This window comes from Paenibacillus sp. FSL E2-0201 (assembly GCF_037963325.1).
In the GTDB taxonomy this organism is placed as follows: Bacteria; Bacillota; Bacilli; order Paenibacillales; family Paenibacillaceae; genus Paenibacillus_AQ.
In genome coordinates this window covers 6042986-6064228 of the sequence record NZ_CP150154.1, presented here as the reverse complement: position 1 = coordinate 6064228, position 21243 = coordinate 6042986, and the positions used below count along the sequence as shown (strand labels likewise).

Below are 21243 nucleotides of genomic sequence, written 5' to 3'. Positions count from 1 at the left end.
TACAGAAAGGAGATTAAATATATGAACTCTATTGAAATCTATGATCCAGCGATGTGTTGTTCCACAGGAGTATGTGGTCCGAGTGTTGATCCGGAATTAATTCGGATCTCTGCAGTGGTGCATAACCTGAAGAAAAGGGGCGTCAATGTTTCCCGTTATAACTTGTCCAGTGAGCCGGCTGCTTTTGTTGCGAATGAAGTTGTTAAACAATTACTGACTGATGAAGGTCCAGATGTATTGCCTGTAATTATGATAGATGGTCAGGTCGTTAAGAAACAAGGTTATCCTACTAATGAAGAGTTAGAGAACTGGACAGGGATTCCGGCTTCTGAACTTACGATGAAGCCTAGAGTGCGTCTAGAACTAAAAGTGAAGTCACAATAAACGAAAGAAGGGTCAACATGTCTATTCGGTTCGATCCACATACCATCCTGAAAACGCCATATTTTTTCTTTACAGGTAAAGGTGGCGTTGGGAAGACTTCAACTGCTTGTGCAGCAGCAGTTGCCTTAGCGGACGCCGGTAAACGGGTTCTGCTCGTGAGTACCGATCCGGCCTCTAATTTGCAAGATGTCTTCGGCCTGGAGTTGTCCAATCAACCCGTCGCAATTGAAGGTGTGCCCAATCTTTTTGTCGCAAATTTAGATCCGGAGTCCGCTGCGGAAGAGTATAAAATGAAAGTTGTTGCCCCGTATCGTGGAGTCCTACCTGATTCAGTTATCAGCACCATGGAAGAACAGCTATCCGGTGCATGTACCGTTGAAATTGCAGCTTTTGATGAATTTACGACGCTGCTTACTAATGAACAATTAAAGTCTCAATTTGATCATATTCTGTTTGATACCGCACCTACAGGTCATACACTGCGTTTATTACAATTGCCATCGGCGTGGAGTGGATTTCTGGATGAAAGTACGCATGGTGCATCTTGTCTGGGGCCTCTGGCTGGTTTAGAATCCAAAAAAACACTATATAACGAAGCCGTCCGCACCTTATCAGATGGTGAAATGACGACGCTAATTCTGGTTACCCGTCCGGAACAATCTCCGCTAATGGAAGCAGCACGTGCATCGTCAGAACTTCGGGGAACAGGTATCAAGAACCAAATGCTGGTCATTAATGGTTTGCTATTATCTCACAGCGAAGAGGACTCTGTATCTAAAGGGTTCTATAACAGGCAGCAGCGGGCTTTGGAACAATTGCCTGCTGAACTCCAGGAACTGCCGAATTATGTTATTCCATTAGCTCCATTTAACGTGACTGGACTTGAAAGCTTACGTAATCTTTTCCAATCGGATCCGTTGACATCTACAGAAAAAGTAACTGCTGTGGAGATTGATAGTTCCCTTCCGGATCTAGGTGGTTTGATTAATGAGCTCAATGAAAGTGGAATTCGGGTAATCTTTACAATGGGTAAAGGAGGCGTAGGGAAATCCACAGTAGCTTCTGCGATTGCTGTAGGGCTTGCAGAACGTGGACACCGGGTCCACCTCAGTACGACTGATCCCGCCGCCCATCTAGAGTATGTTTTTGGAGAGAATTCAGATCGCATCACACTCAGTCGAGTCGATCCTAAAATCGAACTAGAGAGATACCAAGCTGCGGTCATTCAACAAAATGCAGATTCGCTTGATGAAGAGGGACTCGCTTTTCTAGAAGAAGATTTAAGATCGCCGTGCACAGAAGAAATCGCTGTTTTTAGGGCTTTTGCCGATTTGGTTGAACATTCAGAAGAGGAAATCGTAGTGATTGACACGGCGCCGACAGGACACACCTTGTTATTGCTTGATGCAACTCAGGAGTATCATAAAGAAATCGCCCGTTCCTCTGGATGGATTCCGGATTCCGTTCAAAATTTGCTCCCTCGTCTTCGTAATCCGAAGGAAACCAGTGTCGTGATCGTCACGCTAGCGGAGGCAACTCCTTTTTATGAAGCCTCACGTTTGGAAAGTGATCTGAAGCGTGCCGGCATCCCAACAAAATGGTGGGCTGTCAACCAAAGTTTTGCTGCTGCAGGAACAAATGACAAAGTCCTGAATGCGCGTGCTCATGCTGAACTGCAATGGATTAGTAAGGTTAATCAAATCTCTAACGGTCATATGGCAATTATTCCGTGGCAACCGGATGAAATTACAGGCTATGAACAATTGAAGGCCTTGACAGGAAATACCTCAAGATAGCAAAGAGAGTGAGTGAGGAAAGATGACGATCACTGATGAAGCGAAGCAGTTTATTGAGAACATGATGAAGGAGGCAGGGGTCTCCACATTGCGGTTTGCATATTCCGGAGCAGGATGCTGTGGACCCAGTTACCAGTTGTCGCTTGAGAAACCGCAAGAAAATGATGTGGTGAGTGTAGTAAATCATATTCAAATTGCGGTTGATTCCCAGGTGGCTGACCAAATCAGCGGACTTGTCCTTGATTTTGTAGAGGATGAGCAAGGCGCAGGACTAACTATGAGTGGCGGCAGCAACTGCTGTTAAGCCGACAGGAGAGAGCTATTATGGCAAATTATCATACACTTATCGAGAATAAAGTATATATTGGTGGAGAGAACGCTTTACTTGAAGCACTTAAAGAGAATCAGATTACAGATGTGTTTGATCTGAGAGATAACGGAACGGAGGCAGAAGGCTTTCCAGCCGAAGTAACCCGTCATCATTTCCCCATCGTAGAGGATGAAGCAGGGCAAGGGTCTTATGTGAAAGCAGCTATTCAGGCGGTTACAGACGCAGTGAACAGTGGAAAGACGGTGTATTTTCATTGTGCAGGTGGGCGCAATCGCACAGGAACAGTAGCCACTGGAGTTTTACTTGAACTAGAAATGGCTTCTACCGTGGAAGAAGCGGAAGCTTTGGCCAAAGAAAAACGTCCAGACATTAATATCAAGCAAGAAATGCGTGATGTGTTGAGAGGTTTTTATGTCAGCAGAAAATAAAATATTTGACTAAACCTAGAAATTAAAACAGCGATAGCAAAGGACGAGTAAATAAAGTCCTAGACTGTCGCTGTTTCATTGTACTAACCTTCCCCGTTAGTGCAAATATCTGAAACTTTAATTTGCATACCTTTTAATCTCGGTAAATAAAATTCGGCACTAACTTTATATATATAAGCTCCGCGATTAATTCAATTACTGTTTGGGTTACTATCACAGATGCTGCTATTGTTGCCATCTCCCCTGGTAAGGTAAGGGCAAGGGGAAGTACAACAAGCGAGTTGCGAGTTCCTGCGCTAAAAATAAGTGCTCTTCCGTCTGATGGCTCCAAACGAAAAACAAATGATATCGTTCTTGATATTACTGGAGAGATTATATGGAATAATGCAAAAATTGGAATCACTGCGATAATTATATTGAAATCCTTTACAATCCTGTCAATTTGAGAGCCTATCACCAACAAGAGTACGAGTGCCATGAGTGGAACAGGCAACCACGCTGTAAGGTCCAGCGTTTTAATGCCATAAGCCCTTTTTTTAGCTAATAATTGGACAGCTAATGCAAGTAATAAAGGGACAATAATTAAATAAACAAAAGCTTCAATAAATGGACCAATTCTTACTATTTGGGATGTCTCAGCACCAATGAACAGCCAAAGGTAAATAGGTAACATAATCATTTGTACAACAAAAAGTAGTGGTGTAGTCGCAAGAATTAACTTTTCATTCCCTTTGCCCAATTGAGTAAAGACAATGACATAGTCTATACACGGAGTTAGAAGTACCAAGCAAACTCCGATTAAAACTGGGCTTGGCTGAGGGAAAATCTTAATTAATAAGAATACAAGCAAGGGGATTAAAATAAAATTTACAATCAGCAAAGCCCCTATGAAGCGTCCATTAGAGACTGCCTTCCTTAGTTTAAGAAATGGAATTTGACAAAACATACTGAATAAAAGGACAGCAATCGCAAAGGAAACCAAAGGCTCCATGAAGCCACCAATTCGTGGAGTTACCAATCCAACAATCCCCCCAACAATTAAAGCTACTGCGTATACGCCAATTTGGTTCTTTTCTAAGCTTTCCCTCGAAAACACCTCACACGCTCCTCTTTTTTATCAGAATTATATCACACATGATACTTTGTAGATGTTCTTCTATTTGCTATTATTAAAAGTGTGGTTTAAAGCCCGAGTCGAATTATATGTACTATATTTTGGAGGTATCCTCTTTCATTATTACTACAATGAACAATTCATTTTTCTATAATGTGTTTTTATTATTCAACTATCCTGCCTGTTAGTTTAATACCCTCGCCAGTCGAGTACTTTATTTTCCTAGTTTATCAAGACCTAAATTTAGGAAAGCCAAATATAATAAAGGGTTCCGCATATTAGTCATGTATAATATGTGGAACCCTTTATGTTTAACTATCGTCTCCTGTTAACTTATCGGATTACTGCCTTGATTACATAACTACATTTATTCTTTAACCTTTAATAACCTTAAACTGTTTAATGTCACAATCAACGTTGCTCCCATATCGGCAAATATCGCTATCCATAGCGTTAACCAACCAGGCATAACTAACAGCAATGCCACTAATTTAATCGCTAAAGAGAAGGTAATATTTTGTTTAATGATGACTAAAGCTTTACGGCTCAATTTAATGGTATATGGCAATTTACTTAAATCATCAGACATTAATGCAATATCAGCCGTTTCTAAGGCTGTATCAGTCCCGGCACCACCCATCGCTACACCAACAGTGGAAGCTGCAAGTGCTGGTGCATCGTTCACGCCATCCCCGACCATTGCCACACTATGATGCTTTGTTCGAAGTTCTTTAATAAAATTCAACTTATCTTCGGGTAGTAAGTCAGCTTTAATATCAGAAACACCAACTTTTTTTCCAATTGCTGCGGCGGTTCTTTGGTTATCACCTGTCAGCATCACTGTCTCGATTCCAATATTATTCAATTTAGTGATAACTTCTTTGGAGGATTCTCTCATTTCATCTGCTACGGCGATTAATGAAAGGATCTTTTTTTCCGTTCCTAACACCATTACGGTTTTTCCTTCTGTTTGCATATGAGTGATTTTTTCTTTAATTGAACTATCTATTGTTTGATGCAGTTCTTCAAAAAGATTTGGACTTCCAACATAATACATTTGATTATATACTATTGCTTTTACGCCTTTACCTGTAATAGATTGGAACTCTTCAACTGAAACACTATTAAAGTTCAATCCATTTTGTTCTGCTTTTCTCATGATGGCCGAAGCGAGTGGATGTTGCGATCCTTTTTCTATGGCTGCAGTTACCGTCATTAATTCACTTTCATTTCCACTATACGTCACTATGTCTGTTACTGCAGGAATACCTTTTGTTAATGTCCCTGTCTTATCAAAAGCAATCGCTTTAAGGGCTCCTGCCTCTTCTAAATGGATACCACCTTTAATTAAAACACCATTTCTTGCAGCATTTCCAATTGCAGTAACGACGGCAACCGGAGTTGAAACAACTAATGCACATGGACAACCGACCACTAATACAGCTAAACCTTGATAAATCCATTCGCTCCAATCACCGCCAAATAGTAAAGGAGGAGCAACAGCGATTAACAGAGCCAAGATAACAATAGCTGGTGTATAGTATTTGGCAAATTTATCGACGAACGCTTGAGAAGGTGCACGTTCTGCTTGAGCTTCTTCTACAAGATGGATAATTTTAGAAAGCGTAGTATCCTCAACTCGTTTTGATACTTGAACTTCGAGCAATCCTTCTTCATTTAATGTTCCTGCAAACACTTCGTCATCAATTGTTTTTGTTACTGGAACACTTTCACCTGTAATCGCAGCTTGATTTAACGTTGAAGTTCCTTTAATGACTGTGCCGTCCATGGCTAATTTTTGACCAGGCTTTACGATCATAATATCTCCGACTTGAATATCATCAACGTGGATCATCATTTCTTCATTTCCACGACGAATTAATGCTTCCTTTGGAGCAATATCCATCAATGATTCAATAGATTGACGAGCCTTATCCATTGAATAACGCTCTAATGCTTCACTGATAGCGAAAAGAATAACAACTGTTGCTCCTTCACCCCATTCACCAATTACCGCTGCCCCTAAAATAGCAATGGTCATTAACGTATTCATATCGAAATTTAATCTGCTTAAATTTTTTAGACCTTTAATAAATAGTGAATATCCACCAATTAAAATGGACGCTGCATAACCAATCATCGGAAGAAGATGTTCTTCCCCAAATTGATCTCCTAAAAACCAACTAATAACAAGCAGCATCGCAGAAATATATACTTTTATGTTTTCTTTTTGCTTCCAAAAGGGTTCACGCTCTACTCTTTGTTCTTTTTCATCACGAATCTTTAAATTTTCGAATGATCCAGCTTTTTCAAGCTCTTCAATTGTTGTCGTACCTGTAACATAAACTTTAGACGCTCCAAAATTAACTTTTGCATCCTGAACACCAGGTAACTCTTTAACATTATTTTCAAAGATAGCTGCACAGTTTGTACAGGTAAATCCTTGAACCCTATAGGTTTTCATTTCTTGTTCGGATAATTTTGTTTGTTGATCAGACATTTACTTTATCCTCCTTCTCATGTGCTACAGCAATAAAAATTAGTTGTTTAATTTGTTCATCGTTTAATGAATAAAATGCCAATTTTCCTTCTTTTCTATACTTCACAACCCCTTGTTTATGAAGTGTTCGCAAGTGATGGGAAGCATTCGCAACCGTTGATCCAATAATATTTGCTATATCACAAACACATAGCTCTTCATCCTTACACAATGCATAGGTGATTTTTGCTCTATTTTCATCTGCTATGGCTTTAAACAATTGGGCAACTTTAGATATATTAATCTTTTGCAAATCACCTTGTATACGACTAACCTTTTCTTCATCGTAACAATAAATCTCACAAGTGTCTTTTTTATCCATTTTCTCACTCCATTATCATTCAAATGTTGGTTTGAATATAGTATACCCTTTTTTCGATAACATTCAAGTGAGCATTTGAATGAAATTAAAAAAAGAATTAGTATCCTAATTCTTTGCTCATATAATGAACTAACCATCCTCTATTTACGTTGCTACAATTAACCGGGTCTAACACTTTATTTTCTTCTGACCTTTTACCCGTCACAATCATAAACTTTTACCATTTGAAGACTATCTCCTTACGAATATAGTCTTTTTTAAAACTGTTCTAAAATGCAACAGTTGTGTGTTACATTTTTAGGGGGAGGGATGAAGATGAAAAGAAAAGGAATACATCAACCAACCATTGAGGATGCCATTGAAATTAGTGGAATAGAAACACTGCATCCTGGTGGCTTTGCTTTAACTAAACGTACAGCAGAGATTGCAGGGCTTAAGCAGGGGATGTGGGTTTTGGATGTATCCAGTGGAAGAGGAACTCAAGCAATATTTTATGCAGAGAACTATGGAGTTCAGGTGACTGGATTAGACATCTCTGTAAAAATGATCGAGTCCGCGTCGAACTCTGCTAAATTGGCTGGTATGACAGGCCGTGTCTCCTTCCGTCAGGGAGATTCCCAGGCGTTACCCTTCGGTGATGATACCTTTGATGCAGTGATTAACGAATGTGCGGTTGGGATCCCGGATGATTCAGAACAGGTACTGAATGAAATGGTGCGTGTTGTGAAACCTGGTGGCACCATAGTGATCCATGAATCCATCTGGAAAAAGCAAATCACGGAAAAAGAGAAGGAAGAACTGGCTGAAAGGTACGGAACGACTCCTTTGGAATTTGAGCAATGGAATGAAATGCTGAGAAAATCGGGTGTCGTTAACATTATTGCGGAGTACGAAGAATGGTCACAACCAGAAAAATTCTGGAAGGTTCGAAAAGATCGAGATGTTAAGCATCGTTCGAAGCTGCTTACTATACCCGAAAGACTGATAACCTTAAAACGGATTGTGCAGAAGCATGGAATTAAAGGTGTATTTAAAGTCATGGAGAACGAGAAGATTTTTTTCAAAGCTGTGCTTGATGGCAAGATAGGATATAGCCTGTATAAAGGGGTAAAAGGTTCGTAATATTTCTCTATTCATTATTGAGGTGAAACCATGGAAAATGTAGATGTACTGAGAAATTTAATGAGAGCATTCGATAAAAACATTGGTGCTCTAGAGAAAACACAACTCATGTGTTGCGGAGCAACGATCGGACAATGCCACGCTATTATGGAAATTGGGTTTGCGGGTGAAATCTCACTCATAGATCTGGCTAATGTACTTAATCTGGATAAAAGCACCATGAGCAGAACGGTAAATAACTTAGTAGCAGATCATTGGGTTGAAAGAATTATTGATCCGAACAATAGGCGTTATGTGAAGCTGATGCTTTCAAGCAAGGGACAGGTTTTAAATGAACAAATTAGTGCTGTTCTTAATGCATACTTTGGAAAGATTATGAATGATATCCCGGAGAACAAACGGGAGCAGGTTACAGAGAGCCTAGAACTGTTGATCTATGCGTTAAATAAGAATAACTGCTGTTAACTACATACTCGGTTAAAAAGAAAGGATGAACAACAATGTCCAAAGTTGTAGATACCATTGTCATTGGTGGTGGGCAGGCGGGTCTCGCATCCGGTTATCATTTGCAAAAGGCTGGACTGGATTTCATGATCTTGGAAGCCGGTGATCAGCCGGCGGGGGCTTGGCCACAATATTATGATAGCCTTAAGTTGTTTTCTCCTGCACGATATTCGTCATTACCAGGTTTCGCTTTCCCCAAAGATTCAAACGAGTACCCGTTACGTGATGAGGTCATCTCCTATCTACGTGTATACGCTGAGAAGTTCAAACTTCCATTAATGTTAAATAGCAAAGTGGAACGAGTCGAAGCTGTCAATGGCGGCTTTGATATCATAACTTTTAATGGCAAAAGATATCGAAGCAAATCGATTATTAGCGCATCGGGTTCTTTTCATCGTCCATATATTCCTAATCTTCTTGGAACTGAATCTTTTCAAGGAAACCTTCTTCATTCGTCCGAATATAAACAACCTGAACCGTTTCGTGAGCAGCGTGTTATCGTTGTGGGACGGGGAAACTCGGGCGTTCAAATCGCAGTAGAACTGGCCGATTATGCCACCGTATCTTTAGCTGTTCAAGATCCAGTCAAATTTACTCGTCAACGATTTCTAGGGCTTGATCTTCATTTCTGGTTGAAGATGACTGGAGTTGACACATTTCCTTTCTATCGAATCGGCAAGAAACCTCCAAGTCCCATTTCAGTATTCGACCTTGGTGGATACCGTAAGAAAATACACAACGGCAATCCGAATCAAAAACAAATGTTCTCTGGTTTTTATCCTAAAGGTATCATCTGGGCGAATGGAGATAGAGAACCCGCAGACAGTGTGATATTTGCTACGGGCTATCGTCCTAATATTCCGTTTCTTCATCAGACTGGTGCGCTTGCTATGGATGGCAGACCTCTGCATGTTGCCGGTGTGAGCACGGAAGTTCCGGGGCTGTATTATGTAGGGTTGGCTAATCAACGCTCATTTGCCTCAGCTACGATACGAGGCGTAGGGGCAGATGCTAAATATGTTGTACAACATATAACACGGTTCCTTGGAAAACAATAAACCACTTCTTAACAAATTTTATTGATGGTAAGAAGTGGTTAGATATATTATTTGCAAAATGCAAATAAAAACATTATAATGAAAATATCGATAAGGAACTAAACTATTCGATTTTATATTTTTTAGGTTTATATGAATGCTCTGGAAAGAAATCTTCTTTGTCTTTTCTCATTCATTATTTGCATGATGCAAATAATTAGCTGAACCGAACTTAGGAGGTGAGAGTATGACTAATGATTCAGTGAAGCAAACAGATGATACTTGTTGTCCAGATGCCCAACCAAATGTAAATATCAAGAATGAACAATCGTGTTGTTATGAATCCGAAGATAAGGGCTGTTGTCCTACCGATGAGAATTAGTTGTTGGTATTTATGGTTAAATCATTGATTTGAATCGAAAAAGGAGACCACTACCATGAAAAAAATTGATGTTTTTGATTCAGGGGGATGTTGTTCAACCAACGTTACAGATCCCAAAGCTAAAATGAATTCCATTCGTTTCTCTGCAGCTGCTAATAATTTATTTGTAAAAGGATATGACATTAACAGATATAGTTTATTAAGCCATACAGAAGTATTTAATTCTAATGAACAAGTAAAGACGCTAATGGATGCTGATTTAAATAATCTACCGATTACGCTAGTTAATGGAGAAGTAATTAAAACTCATGATTTCCCATCTAATGAAGAGCTTGCAGAATGGCTTAATATTTCCGTCGAAGAGATATTAAAAAAACAAACGGTGAATATTCAAATCAAAGGAAAATAATTAAAACTGCTTAGGAGGTACTACAGATGATTCCATTATTTGATGTTAATAAAATTGATATTACACCTTATTTATTTTTCACTGGCAAAGGTGGAGTTGGTAAAACCTCAACAGCATGTGCAACAGCTATTTCTTTAGCAGATCAAGGAAAGAAAGTTCTATTGGTAAGCACAGATCCTGCATCCAATTTACAAGATGTATTTAATACGCAATTAGATATGCATTACAAAGAAATACCTGAGGTTCAAAATCTTTTTGTTGCAAATTTAGATCCTGATCAAGCGGCTCAAGAATATAGAGAAAGCGTAGTTGGTCCTTATCGTGGGAAGCTCCCTGATGTGGTCATTCAACAAATGGAGGAACAACTTTCCGGATCATGTACAGTAGAAATCGCATCGTTTAATGAGTTTTCTACACTGTTGACGGATAAGAAAATCCAAGCTGAATTCGATCATATCGTTTTTGATACAGCACCAACTGGACACACTTTAAGATTGCTGCAACTACCCAATGCATGGAATGAGTTCTTAGAGGATAGTACAGAAGGAACCACAAGTATGGGATTGCTTGCTGGGCTAAATGAACGGAAAGATGTATACGAGCAAACGGTTAAGGTATTATCTAATCCAAAACAAACGTCGTTAGTGCTCGTCACAAGAGCAGATACTGCACCACTAGAAGAAGCCGCTCGTGCTTCAAAGGAACTAGCTGAAACGGGTATTCGTAATCAAATGCTTATCATTAACGGATTACTGAATCATCCTATGTTATCCGATGATACTGCAGCAGCTTTTGCTTCTCGTCAAAAAACAGCTTTAAACAGTATCCCTGAAGTATTAAAAACACTTCCAACATGGGCTGTCCCACTGGTGCCGTTTAATATTACGGGTGTTAGAAATGTGCGTAAACTTTTTGTTGAAACTCAAATGATCCCAGACCACACTTCGGAAATTAATGACGTTAATTACCCTCATCTGACGACCATTCTTGATGATATTATGGAGCGTAATCAACGAGTTGTTTTCACGATGGGTAAAGGGGGCGTTGGTAAGACAACGGTAGCTAGTGCAATCGCTGTTGGATTAGCAGAACGCGATAAAAAGGTGCATCTTACAACAACAGATCCAGCTGCTCATCTGGATTATGTTATGCATGAAGATATTAAGTCCCTTATCTCGATGAGTAAGATTGATCAAAAAGAAGAAGTTAAAAAATATAGAGATGAAGTTCTAACAAGAGCACGTGAAACCATGGATGAGCAAGGTGTTGCATACGCAGAAGAAGAACTAAACTCTCCGTGTACAGAAGAAATTGCAGTATTTCGTGCTTTTGCTAATATCGTTGAGCGTGCGAACGATGAGATTGTCGTTATTGACACAGCTCCATCAGGTCATACACTTCTTCTACTCGATGCTACCGAATCTTATCATAAAGAAATTGCGAATTCCTCAGGTGAAGTCCCTGTATCTGTTCAAAACTTATTACCTCGATTACGGAATGAACAAGAAACAAGTATTGTTATTGTAACTCTTGCAGAGACAACACCGGTTTATGAGGCAGAACGATTGTCTGTGGATCTACAACGTGCTGGGATTACACCAAAGTGGTGGGTTGTGAACCAGAGTATGATCATGACGCATACCCAAGATCCAATTCTTCACACAAGAGCATTGGGAGAACAACCATGGATTCAGCGCGTGAATGATACATCCAATGGAAAATTTGCTGTTATTCCAATGCAAAATCAAGAGATTATTGGTTATAAAGCGCTTAAACAATTAGTAACAAGCTAAAAAGGAAATGGAGGAAGAAGCTATGAAGATTACGGATAGTGCTAAGGTATTCATTGAGAACATCATGAAAGTTAATGAAGGAAAGATCCTTCGTATATCCCAAACAAGTTCAGGATGTTGTGGTCCAAATGTAAACTTTGCATTGGATGATGCGAAAATAGAGGATCAGGTTCAAATCATTAATGATATTCAAGTTGTGATAGAGCCAGAGACAGTTACTGTTTTAAACAACATTATTTTAGATTTAGATGAAGAGAATTTAGTGATACTGAATGAAGGATCTAGCTGCTGTTAAATTCCAATATGTAATACTTGCAAATTGCAAATAAATAAAGTATAACTAAGGGAAAGGACAGGAGGTAAGTCACTTGGATAATTTGCGGGATATGTTTCAGATTATGACTCGGAGATTCGGAGTACTGAATAAAGTATGCTGTACAGCGGGTGGAATTGATATCTCTCCTATACAGAGCCACATCCTATATGAAATAGATAAACAGCATAATCCTAGCATACAGCAAGTAGCCGATACACTTGGAACAGATATTACAACATTTAGCCGTCAGATCCAAACTTTAGTTAAAATGAAGCTTGTACAAAAGACACCAGATCCTAGTGATCGTCGTATCTATGTCCTTTCCCTAACCGTTGAAGGAATGTTTATTGCTGAAACGATTGATAAACAAATGAATTCATATTTAACGGAAGTATTTTCGCATATGAATGAGTTTGAGCGCCAAACTGTGATTCGTTCCATTCAGTTGCTTAATGAATCTATGGCTAAGTCAAAAGTGTGTTGTTCACCATAAGGATATGAAACAATCGTATCGTTGCATTTTGATGATTCATAACATCTAAGTCTTTCAATTAGTGAGGAAATTTTGTTGATTAGCCAAGGAATTATATGATCCTGCAGCTCAGATCGATCACATAGCAGCTGAAGATATCGAAAGTATGATCACTTGAGAAAATTGATTAAATACTCTTAGACAATCGTAATGTCATAAAAACTTAAAGACTTCTATTAGTGGGTATCTACTGAAAGAAGTCTTTTATATGGAGAGCTTCATAATAATCAAATAGGGCGTGTGCAACTTGCTTAAATAAATGTAGGGTTGCTTTGATCAGGGCTCATTAAGATACAATAATAATATCAACTAGAGCTGAATGTTTCTTATGGGAATTAAATATCGTAATTTAAGTGATACTATAAATTAAAAGTGAATCTTATTCACATAGGCGTTAACTCAAAATAAACGGGTGGTAATTTCATGATCAATTCGAGACACATGCTGAATAGACCCTATATTAAAGAAGTCATTCGTGAACTTAAGCTTATGGGACATGAGGATGATCGTGCTAAAGAGATTCTAATCAAATACTATAGACCGATAAAGAGAAGTTTGGGGTTTGGGCCGAATGCTTTCGATTTTGCTAAGGAAATTGATTCTCTTGATAAAGCCGTAAATCGAGAATTCGATTCCTCTGATCCTAATCAGATCTTCATAGGGCATTTGAAAAGTCGAATAAACTCAAAGAATTGAAGATAAACATACTTTGATAAGACGGGATAAATAATGATGAAAAGTTGTGAAATCGGTCAGACTTCATAAAAAGTATTGGAATGACCTCAATGAGAGAAAAATCGGCAGTCATGGACGAGAAAATAAAGTCCATGACTGCCGATTTTTTATGGACTATCGTCGTTAGTTAAACAAAATGTACTTAGTCTTCAATTAAATTTCTACAACAGATAACCTTGTTCTAAAGTTTTTTCGTAAATAAAATACCATACATTTTATACTCTTTTTTTGCTTAATCTTTGTTTATATCCTTCTATTGTACATACATTACCTTATGATCACACCATAGAAAGTCTTCATCTTTAGAAAAAACATACCTTTCAGCATACATCGATGCTCAACTATTCATCTGCACAGCAAACGTACTATCTGGTACCCAGCCAACTGGGGAAGGTAGTCTTCGAATCGTCCTCACATCACCACCCTTTGGCTCAAAGGAAAACTAATTTTGTATTTAGAAATCCATACATGAGAACTGAAAATCCGTTTAACAGCATTAATATTTCGTATAACTGGATTATCTGAGCATAAAAAGTCACCGTACATTGGCGTACTTAAGCATACACTCCAATTAGTACATCCAAGAGGTTTTGTAATTGCATCAAGCCTCGTTATAAAACTTTTCATGTAATGATTATTACTAGAAGTTACTCCGAAATCATCACTGTTGATATTTTTTTGCGTGGAATAAATATTCAAAAAAAAGATAATGCTTATGTTATTAAATAGATACTGATAAGAGGCTGTTTGAATGATTAATAAAAAATCATCCATTGAGATTGAAGATAACTATAATGGGTTAATAATTTCTTATAATGAATACATCGAGAGACGCATAACGAAAATGTTGTGCGTCTTTTATTTTATCTTAGGAGTTGAGATCATGGAGAATTCAATTTATAAAACACATTTTAATAGACTCAAGGACGGGAGAGGACAAGGGAGGGGGGAGGATTACATACCTTTTATCCAAGCCAACGATAACAAGGTAGCTTCTGAAGGGTGGTTAACTCGTACTCCCGGCTGGCATTCAAATCGGATACATCATACGCTCTCTAAATATGAATTTCAATATCTTCTTATGCAGGAATGGGCTGAACCAATTATAGACATACGTGAACAATATCCACTTCCTATTGAAGAAACCCAGCGAATTGCACGTAAATTAAATATTAGACATCCACATTTGGATGGACATGATGTTGTTTTAAGTTCGGATTTTATGCTGACGTCAATTGACAGGAAGGATTTAGAGATTGAACTTCCTAGAACGGTTAAACCGACTTACAAACTCTCCAAAAGAACGCTTGAATTGTTTGAAATTGAGAGACGATTTTATCAGGAAAATGGGCTTCATTGGAAAGTGGTGTATGACACAGGAAGGCCGATTAATTTCATCAAAAATATTGACTGGTTACATGATGCAAAACGTCCCGACATTCGCCCAGGCTTGGATAGTCAAGTGGTTGAAATGGTTGCTAAACCAATCTTTGAACGACTTAAAAAAAATGGTACTGCCATATCAATTAGCAAGAGTTGTTTAAAGTGTGATGCTCATATTGGTCTTGAGCCGGGGACTTCAATGTTTATGGTTAAACACATGCTTGCAAATAAACGTTGGATAGCCGATATGAACGTTCGGATACGTGAAAGTGCTCCATTATCCTTAGACCTACCCAAAAAAGTTACGGTGGTGAACTAATGATTTATCAAAACTCAATCATTAGTTTCAATAAAGTGGATTTGGTCAAAAAGAGGTCTTTAGAACGTGTTTTATGGATAGCTCCCGATCGTTCACAAGTGGTGCTAATTAATATAGATGACAAAAAGAAAGTACCATTTCCTCACTTTCGACAATATAATGACTTACTTACGCAATTAGAAGACAAGGCAGTTACTATCGAGTCAGTAGATCCTGACCTTCGTTTAATAGTCCCGGATGAATTGTACCTCAGTAAATACTCGAAAAGAAGAGACGAGAAATTCGCAATCATTGAGAGCATTGTAAGTAAAGAACCTGATATTTATATTCGGGAGCTGAGAGGAAAGTTAGTGAAAGAGGCAGCAGAGACCTTCGATAAAGAGCCAAATTGGGTCTATACATTATTGCGAAAATATTGGTTTTATGGAAAAAACATAAATGGTCTTTTAAATGACTATCATGATGTTGGTGTTCCATCTCAACAAAGGAGGAGAAGTAAAAACTCCGGTCCAAAGCCCAAAGATGGTAATGATTTTGTAGTGACAAGCGAAGAAAAAGAAATATTTAAGAAAGCATTGAAGGAATACCACACAGATCTAGGGATGAACCTAAAAGCAACTCATAAGCATATGTGCCAAGACTATTACCCAGATGGTCACTACCGAAAGTATGGAGAACTGATTCCAATTGCCGGCGGACCCTCGTATCGTCAGTTTCTCTATTGGTACCATTCAGAGCACAACAAAAAGAAAAAAGCAGTAGCTAAATTCGGAGTAAGAAAGGCAGAAATGAGCTCTAGGTCTCTTCTCAAGTCTGTTAGCAGTGATGTCCAAGGAGTTGGGGAATATTACGAAATTGATTCAACGCCTGCAGATGGCTTATTACTATCGATAGATCATAAAACTGAAATTGGAAGACCTCATGTTTATTTTGTTAAAGATGTCGAAAGCAGATTAATAACCGGCATGCATGTATGTAAGAACCCATCATGGGAAGAGGCGATGGTTGCATTAGAGAATGCCTCAACCGATAAAGTGGTATTTTGTGCTCAACATGGGATTCCAATATCAGAGGAAGATTGGCCTGCCAAACATCTTCCTAGATATATTGTTGGTGATCGTGGAGAAATGAAAAGTAGAAATTCCAACAATCTAGGAATTCTTAACGTTCGTATTGGGAATCCACCTTCTTACCGTGCGGACTTAAAGCCTTATATCGAACAGCAATTCAGAGGCTTTTGTATGCGCATAAAAGAAATCATGTTGGGGGGTGTGCATAAAGAACATAGGGAGAGAGGGGATAGAAACCCTGGAGACAAAGCGGTGTTTACCTTTCAAGCATTTACACAATTGGTGATTTTGTTTGTATTGGAATTTAATAAAAAAGCTTTAAGTGAAGAGTACCTTGTGACTAAGGAAAAATTTATAGACAATGTTGAACTAACACCGTTGGCGATATGGAATTGGGGCATGAAAAAAAACCTTCTTCAAGAGCAGCCACGTGCTTTGATTCGTCATGCGCTACTTCCTAAGGAAGAGTGTCGGGTTACTCGAACTGGTGTGATGTTGAAGAAAATGGGCTACGCCAGTCAACGTGGGGAAGACAGTGGATGGTTTGAAGATGAGCAAATCGAGGGTGAGAAGGAAGTAACAGTGAGTTACGATCCACGTAATTGCAGTAGTGTATTTATAAAGCTCAAAGATGGGAAAGAAGAGCAACTTTTTTTAACCGAAAAATTCAAAGAATATGAAGGGCTACATTTTGATGACGTAAAAACCATTATGGATTATAAGAAAAATCAGCTTAAAAAGGCAAACAAGGAAAGGAATCAAATAGAGGGCGAGTTGGATGCGGTGGCCAAAAAGTTAAACCTAATAGGACTCATCAAAACAAAGGATGCCCAGAAAGGTAAACCTAAATCTTCCAGATATAAGAACAAACGGATCAAGAGAAAGTTTGAGAAAAGAAGTGAGTCGAGTGCAAATGCTTGGACTGCAACTACTACTTTTTCAAATAATTCAACTTCACCCGTTGCAACTGTACGGAAGGAAAGCCCTCAAAATAAACAAATGCCACAATTAAATAAGATGCAGATGTTTCTTTTAACCCAGAGCAAAGAAAAGGAGTCTAATCATGGTCAATAGTCGAGAACGCTTTAACTATTTAAAGGGCAGACAAGTTAAAGCGGAATACCGTGAACAGATTGTAGAGGCCTATCAAGGAAATCCTTTTATTGAAGCGTTGCCGCCCAGAAAATCACAAGAACAGTTATATCAGATGTTGGACTCAGTACCTCGCTACACTGGAGATATCAATCAACTAAATGCTGAAGAACGTGTAGAACTCATCCAACAAATCAAACCAGGGTATTGGAAACCGCTTAGTACTCATTTTGAAAGATACAGAAACTTATATAACATGATAAAAATTGGTTACCAATCCCGAAATCCGTTAGCAGCTATTTACCAGAGAGAAATGGCGATTGGGCTTGATAAAATTCTATCAGCTGGAACTGATGAACTCGGGCGGAATTTAGCTGGTAATTTACAAACGGCTCAAATGATGGCTGATATTGGACTTAGTGGGATGGGGAAATCGAAATCATATGAAAGACTATTAAGTATGTTTCCACAAGTTATTCACCACGCACAATATGAAAATGAGCCATTTCCTTGTAAACAGGTGGTATGGCTTCATATCGAATGCCCAAGTAATAAATCTGTTGGAGCACTTTGCCGGAATTTTTACTGGGCGGTTGATAAGTTACTAGGGACACAATATTACGAAGATCTGGCTGAAAAAGATGGACGTGCAGAAGTCCTTGCTAAAAGGATGTCTAAGGTAGCTGGACAAATTAGTTTAGGCGTACTTGTGATTGACGAAATACAGCGGATACACAGAGGGCACTCCGGTGGCGAGGAGAAAATGATTGATTTTATTACTGAACTTACAAATTCGATTGGTATACCAATTGTGCTAATTGGTACATTTAAAGCGCTCTACCTATTTAAGAATTCTCTGGCTAACACCCGGAGGGGGATTCCAGATGGTTATGCGGAAAACATTACGGATCGGATGAAGGATGAAATAGAGTGGGAGATGTTCCTAGGAGGACTTTGGGAACTTCAATACACGAATAAGTTCACACCACTAACTCCAGAGCTTAAAGCCAGAATGTATTATCACACCCTTGGCATACCCGACTTTGCCGTAAAATTGTTTATGCATGTTCAATGCCGAGCTATTCTATATGAAGATGATGAAATAATCACTGCTGAATTGGTAGAAAAAGTAGCAAACACAACCTTCAGACTAGTTCAGCCGATCTTTGAACGTATCAGGGGAGGGGAAGGCATTGATCCCGCAGAATATGAGGATTTAAAACCAGATTGGATCACTTTTAAGGAATACCTGATGGAAGCACAGCACCGCATCACTATAGACGGACACCTCTCGGAGGAACACAAGCTTATCCTATTGCAGCATAATCGTAGAGTGTTAATTGATCAACTTGTTACATTCGCGATGAAAATGGGGTGTGCTGAAGATATTGCATTAACATATGCAGAAAAGGTCGAGTTACACAATCGGGAAGTCGGTAATGATATGGAATTGTTGTACTTAGAATTGGCCAAGCTTGTGTTCGAAGGTAAATCAGATAAACCAAAAGAAAGTGTTACAGAAGTAGTTAGAACTACAAGGAAAAAGGGAAGCAATAAGCCCATAAAGCTTGATTTAGACGAAACTGATATTCGGACTATTGTTTCTCAAGGAAAATTAGACAATCTAAGTGTTGATGAGGCGCTTCGTAATGCGGGGTTAGTTGGAGAATTTGATGAGTTTGTATAAAGCGTTGATAGGAGGACTTTATGGGGAATTTAGTTTCTTTTCCTTTAACGTATCCTGACGAGGATTTCCGTAGTATTGTTTTTCGATATTATCTTCGTTCTCCGATTACCTTCACAAAAACAAAGTATGAACTTTTTGGCGAATACGGTCCAGCGAAAGCTGCATTGATTCCTCTTAATTTATCCCGAATTGAAAACCAATTTGGGCTTACAGGTACATTTGCGCAAATGATTGTGGAGAATCACACCTTCTATCCATTTTTGCGACCATTTATCCAGAATGAAACACAGTTAAGGTTTTGGGAAGTTATGTATTTAAGTAATTACGAAAAAAAAAGTAGAAGCCTGCTTATTAGACGTATCCAATCACTTATTCATTCTACTCCTCGGTATTGTTCTGATTGTATGAATGAGGACTTTTACAAATATAGAATTGTTTATTTACACCGTATTCATCAATTTTCCTTTTTGCATAAATGCCTCAAACATAACTCAAAGCTGATCGATGTATGCCCTATATGCGATATCTCCTTAACTAACGAAAACTGCAGCCAGATGCTTATTGAGCCAGTATGCCCTAACGGACATGAAATTTTTGCAAATGATAAGTATTCCGGCAAAACCCTGGATGACGACCAACGTTTAATTGATGATATAGCCGTTTTAATGAAGCAGAAAAACTCTAACTTAGATACTAGTTTTATTAAGTTTATTTCTTATGCCGGAGCAAAAGGTTATATTCACTTTCGAGGTGACTTTATTTATAAAAAAAGACTACTATCTGATTTAAGAGATTTCTACGGTTCTGAGTATTTAACATCACTTGGACTTAATCTAGATTATCTTATGAGCGAAAAAGTATTAGTACGATTTCTTCAAAAGAATAGTCTCAAGGATAATTTCATCTTATATTTGTTGGTCATGAGGTTTTTTGCAGGTAAAGTAGAGAATTGGTTTGTCAAAGATGAGAATTATTCTATTCCTATTCCTTTTGGGAACGGACCATGGCTATGTATCAATACAATCTGTCCTCAATACAATAAGAGGGTTATTTCAAAATTGGTACGAAAAGCACATGAGTGGGTTACAGCTCGATTAACCTGTCCTTACTGTGGAATGATTTATACTAGGAGTGGAATGCCTAAAACGGAAGATGAAACTCAATATAGTATCGAGACTATGGGCTCTTTGTTTATTGAACAAGCAGTTCACCATTATGAAAATGGACTGACGTTAGATGAAATAGCGACTAAGCTGTTATCTAATCGAACAACAATAAGGAAATACCTTATGCCACATAGGGGGTTAACACGAAGTAAGGCATATCCAGGGGACATTGATCCGGCTGCTGTGTTAGAACTTGGGTATCGTCAAGCGGCTGCAACTGAACTGCCAAAGATTGAGGAGTGTAGAAATACTTTGAAGGAGGCCCTAGCTACATTGGGGTCCAGCGCCTCACGACAGAACATTCGAAAATATAACATACACCGATATGATTGGTTAATGAAAAATGACAGAGTGTGGATGGAGGAGAGCTTACCATCGAGAAAACCGTTACCTAAGAAAATTAAAATAAATAAGGTAGATGAAGAGATGTTCGTAATAATGAAGAAGGCTGTAGAGACGGTGAAAAACGATCCACCTACAAGACCAATTTGCATGAGTTCCTTCTTTAAAGTCGTACCTAAATTTCTTAAGGCTCGTTATTATAATTTTCAAAATCATTTGCCTCGTACAACAGAACTACTGAAATCAAATATAGAATCTATTGATGATTACGCAATTAGGATATTTCCATATGTAGTTGAGCAATTTTTGAAATCTAGATACAGAAAGTTAACCATAAAGCGACTTCAGACATTTACGGGAGTATATAAGAAATGTTCACCTGAAGTATTAGAATGGGCAGTACAAGAAGCACATAAATACTATAAGTAACAATTGAAAGA

Annotated in this window: 20 protein-coding genes; 17 read left to right on the top strand and 3 right to left on the bottom strand. The window is 38.5% G+C overall.

Annotation, left to right across the window (positions count from 1 at the left end; all coding sequences use genetic code 11):
• Positions 1-21 precede the first annotated feature (21 nt).
• Genes arsD through NSU15_RS27250 form a run of 4 tightly spaced genes read left to right on the top strand, consistent with a single transcriptional unit; the run spans position 22 to position 2939 of the window.
• A complete protein-coding gene (gene arsD / locus NSU15_RS27265; RefSeq protein ID WP_339288256.1) occupies positions 22-384 on the top strand; it encodes an arsenite efflux transporter metallochaperone ArsD in 363 nt (120 codons plus the stop codon).
• Positions 385-401: 17 nt separating this feature from the next.
• Complete coding sequence (gene arsA, locus NSU15_RS27260) at positions 402-2180, top strand: arsenical pump-driving ATPase (RefSeq protein WP_339288255.1); 1779 nt, start codon at positions 402-404, stop codon at positions 2178-2180.
• Between the two features lie 22 nt (positions 2181-2202).
• The gene (locus tag NSU15_RS27255) at positions 2203-2484 is read left to right on the top strand and encodes an iron-sulfur cluster biosynthesis family protein (protein ID WP_076315881.1); all 282 of its coding nucleotides are present in this window, start codon (positions 2203-2205) and stop codon (positions 2482-2484) included.
• A gap of 20 nt (positions 2485-2504) precedes the next feature.
• Positions 2505-2939: a dual specificity protein phosphatase family protein gene (locus NSU15_RS27250; RefSeq protein WP_339288253.1), complete on the top strand. Its 435-nt coding sequence runs from the start codon at positions 2505-2507 to the stop codon at positions 2937-2939.
• 133 nt (positions 2940-3072) lie between these two features.
• Here the strand turns inward: NSU15_RS27250 and NSU15_RS27245 are convergent, their stop codons facing one another.
• The 3 genes from NSU15_RS27245 to NSU15_RS27235 all read right to left on the bottom strand — a co-directional run bounded on the left by NSU15_RS27245 (position 3073) and on the right by NSU15_RS27235 (position 6914).
• On the bottom strand, positions 3073-4035 hold the full coding sequence (locus NSU15_RS27245; protein ID WP_339288252.1) for an arsenic resistance protein: 963 nt from the start codon (positions 4033-4035) through the stop codon (positions 3073-3075).
• Between the two features lie 385 nt (positions 4036-4420).
• Positions 4421-6553: a heavy metal translocating P-type ATPase gene (locus NSU15_RS27240; protein ID WP_339288251.1), complete on the bottom strand. Its 2133-nt coding sequence runs from the start codon at positions 6551-6553 to the stop codon at positions 4421-4423.
• Complete coding sequence (locus NSU15_RS27235; RefSeq protein WP_339288249.1) at positions 6546-6914, bottom strand: metalloregulator ArsR/SmtB family transcription factor; 369 nt, start codon at positions 6912-6914, stop codon at positions 6546-6548. The genes NSU15_RS27240 and NSU15_RS27235 overlap by 8 nt, the downstream gene beginning before the upstream one ends.
• 315 nt (positions 6915-7229) lie before the next feature.
• On the opposite strand from NSU15_RS27235, the gene NSU15_RS27230 reads away from it, so the two are divergent.
• The 13 genes from NSU15_RS27230 to NSU15_RS27170 all read left to right on the top strand — a co-directional run bounded on the left by NSU15_RS27230 (position 7230) and on the right by NSU15_RS27170 (position 21232).
• Positions 7230-8036: a class I SAM-dependent methyltransferase gene (locus tag NSU15_RS27230; RefSeq protein WP_339288248.1), complete on the top strand. Its 807-nt coding sequence runs from the start codon at positions 7230-7232 to the stop codon at positions 8034-8036.
• Between the two features lie 30 nt (positions 8037-8066).
• Positions 8067-8501, top strand: coding sequence for a MarR family transcriptional regulator (locus NSU15_RS27225; RefSeq protein WP_339288246.1), 435 nt, complete (start codon positions 8067-8069; stop codon positions 8499-8501).
• Positions 8502-8536: 35 nt separating this feature from the next.
• On the top strand, positions 8537-9598 hold the full coding sequence (locus NSU15_RS27220; protein WP_339288245.1) for an FAD-dependent oxidoreductase: 1062 nt from the start codon (positions 8537-8539) through the stop codon (positions 9596-9598).
• 226 nt (positions 9599-9824) lie between these two features.
• Positions 9825-9959 carry a hypothetical protein gene (locus NSU15_RS27215; RefSeq protein ID WP_339288244.1) on the top strand — a complete coding sequence of 45 codons (135 nt, stop codon included), beginning with the start codon at positions 9825-9827 and terminating at the stop codon, positions 9957-9959.
• A 55-nt stretch (positions 9960-10014) separates the two neighbouring features.
• Positions 10015-10368, top strand: coding sequence for an arsenic metallochaperone ArsD family protein (locus NSU15_RS27210; RefSeq protein ID WP_339288243.1), 354 nt, complete (start codon positions 10015-10017; stop codon positions 10366-10368).
• Positions 10369-10394: 26 nt separating this feature from the next.
• Complete coding sequence (gene arsA, locus NSU15_RS27205; RefSeq protein WP_339288242.1) at positions 10395-12161, top strand: arsenical pump-driving ATPase; 1767 nt, start codon at positions 10395-10397, stop codon at positions 12159-12161.
• Positions 12162-12183: 22 nt separating this feature from the next.
• On the top strand, positions 12184-12456 hold the full coding sequence (locus NSU15_RS27200) for a hypothetical protein (protein ID WP_339288241.1): 273 nt from the start codon (positions 12184-12186) through the stop codon (positions 12454-12456).
• A 73-nt stretch (positions 12457-12529) separates the two neighbouring features.
• Positions 12530-12970 carry a MarR family winged helix-turn-helix transcriptional regulator gene (locus NSU15_RS27195; protein ID WP_339288239.1) on the top strand — a complete coding sequence of 147 codons (441 nt, stop codon included), beginning with the start codon at positions 12530-12532 and terminating at the stop codon, positions 12968-12970.
• Between the two features lie 462 nt (positions 12971-13432).
• Entirely contained in the window at positions 13433-13705 is a 273-nt protein-coding gene (locus NSU15_RS27190) for a hypothetical protein (RefSeq protein WP_339288237.1), read from the top strand.
• A 790-nt stretch (positions 13706-14495) separates the two neighbouring features.
• Positions 14496-15446 carry a TnsA endonuclease C-terminal domain-containing protein gene (locus tag NSU15_RS27185; protein WP_339288236.1) on the top strand — a complete coding sequence of 317 codons (951 nt, stop codon included), beginning with the start codon at positions 14496-14498 and terminating at the stop codon, positions 15444-15446.
• Entirely contained in the window at positions 15446-17590 is a 2145-nt protein-coding gene (locus NSU15_RS27180) for a Mu transposase C-terminal domain-containing protein (RefSeq protein ID WP_339288235.1), read from the top strand. Before NSU15_RS27185 ends, NSU15_RS27180 begins: the two co-directional genes overlap by 1 nt.
• The gene (locus NSU15_RS27175; protein WP_042131149.1) at positions 17580-19295 is read left to right on the top strand and encodes an ATP-binding protein; all 1716 of its coding nucleotides are present in this window, start codon (positions 17580-17582) and stop codon (positions 19293-19295) included. Before NSU15_RS27180 ends, NSU15_RS27175 begins: the two co-directional genes overlap by 11 nt.
• A 20-nt stretch (positions 19296-19315) precedes the next feature.
• A complete protein-coding gene (locus NSU15_RS27170; protein ID WP_339288234.1) occupies positions 19316-21232 on the top strand; it encodes a TnsD family Tn7-like transposition protein in 1917 nt (638 codons plus the stop codon).
• The last annotated feature ends 11 nt before the right edge of the window (positions 21233-21243 follow it).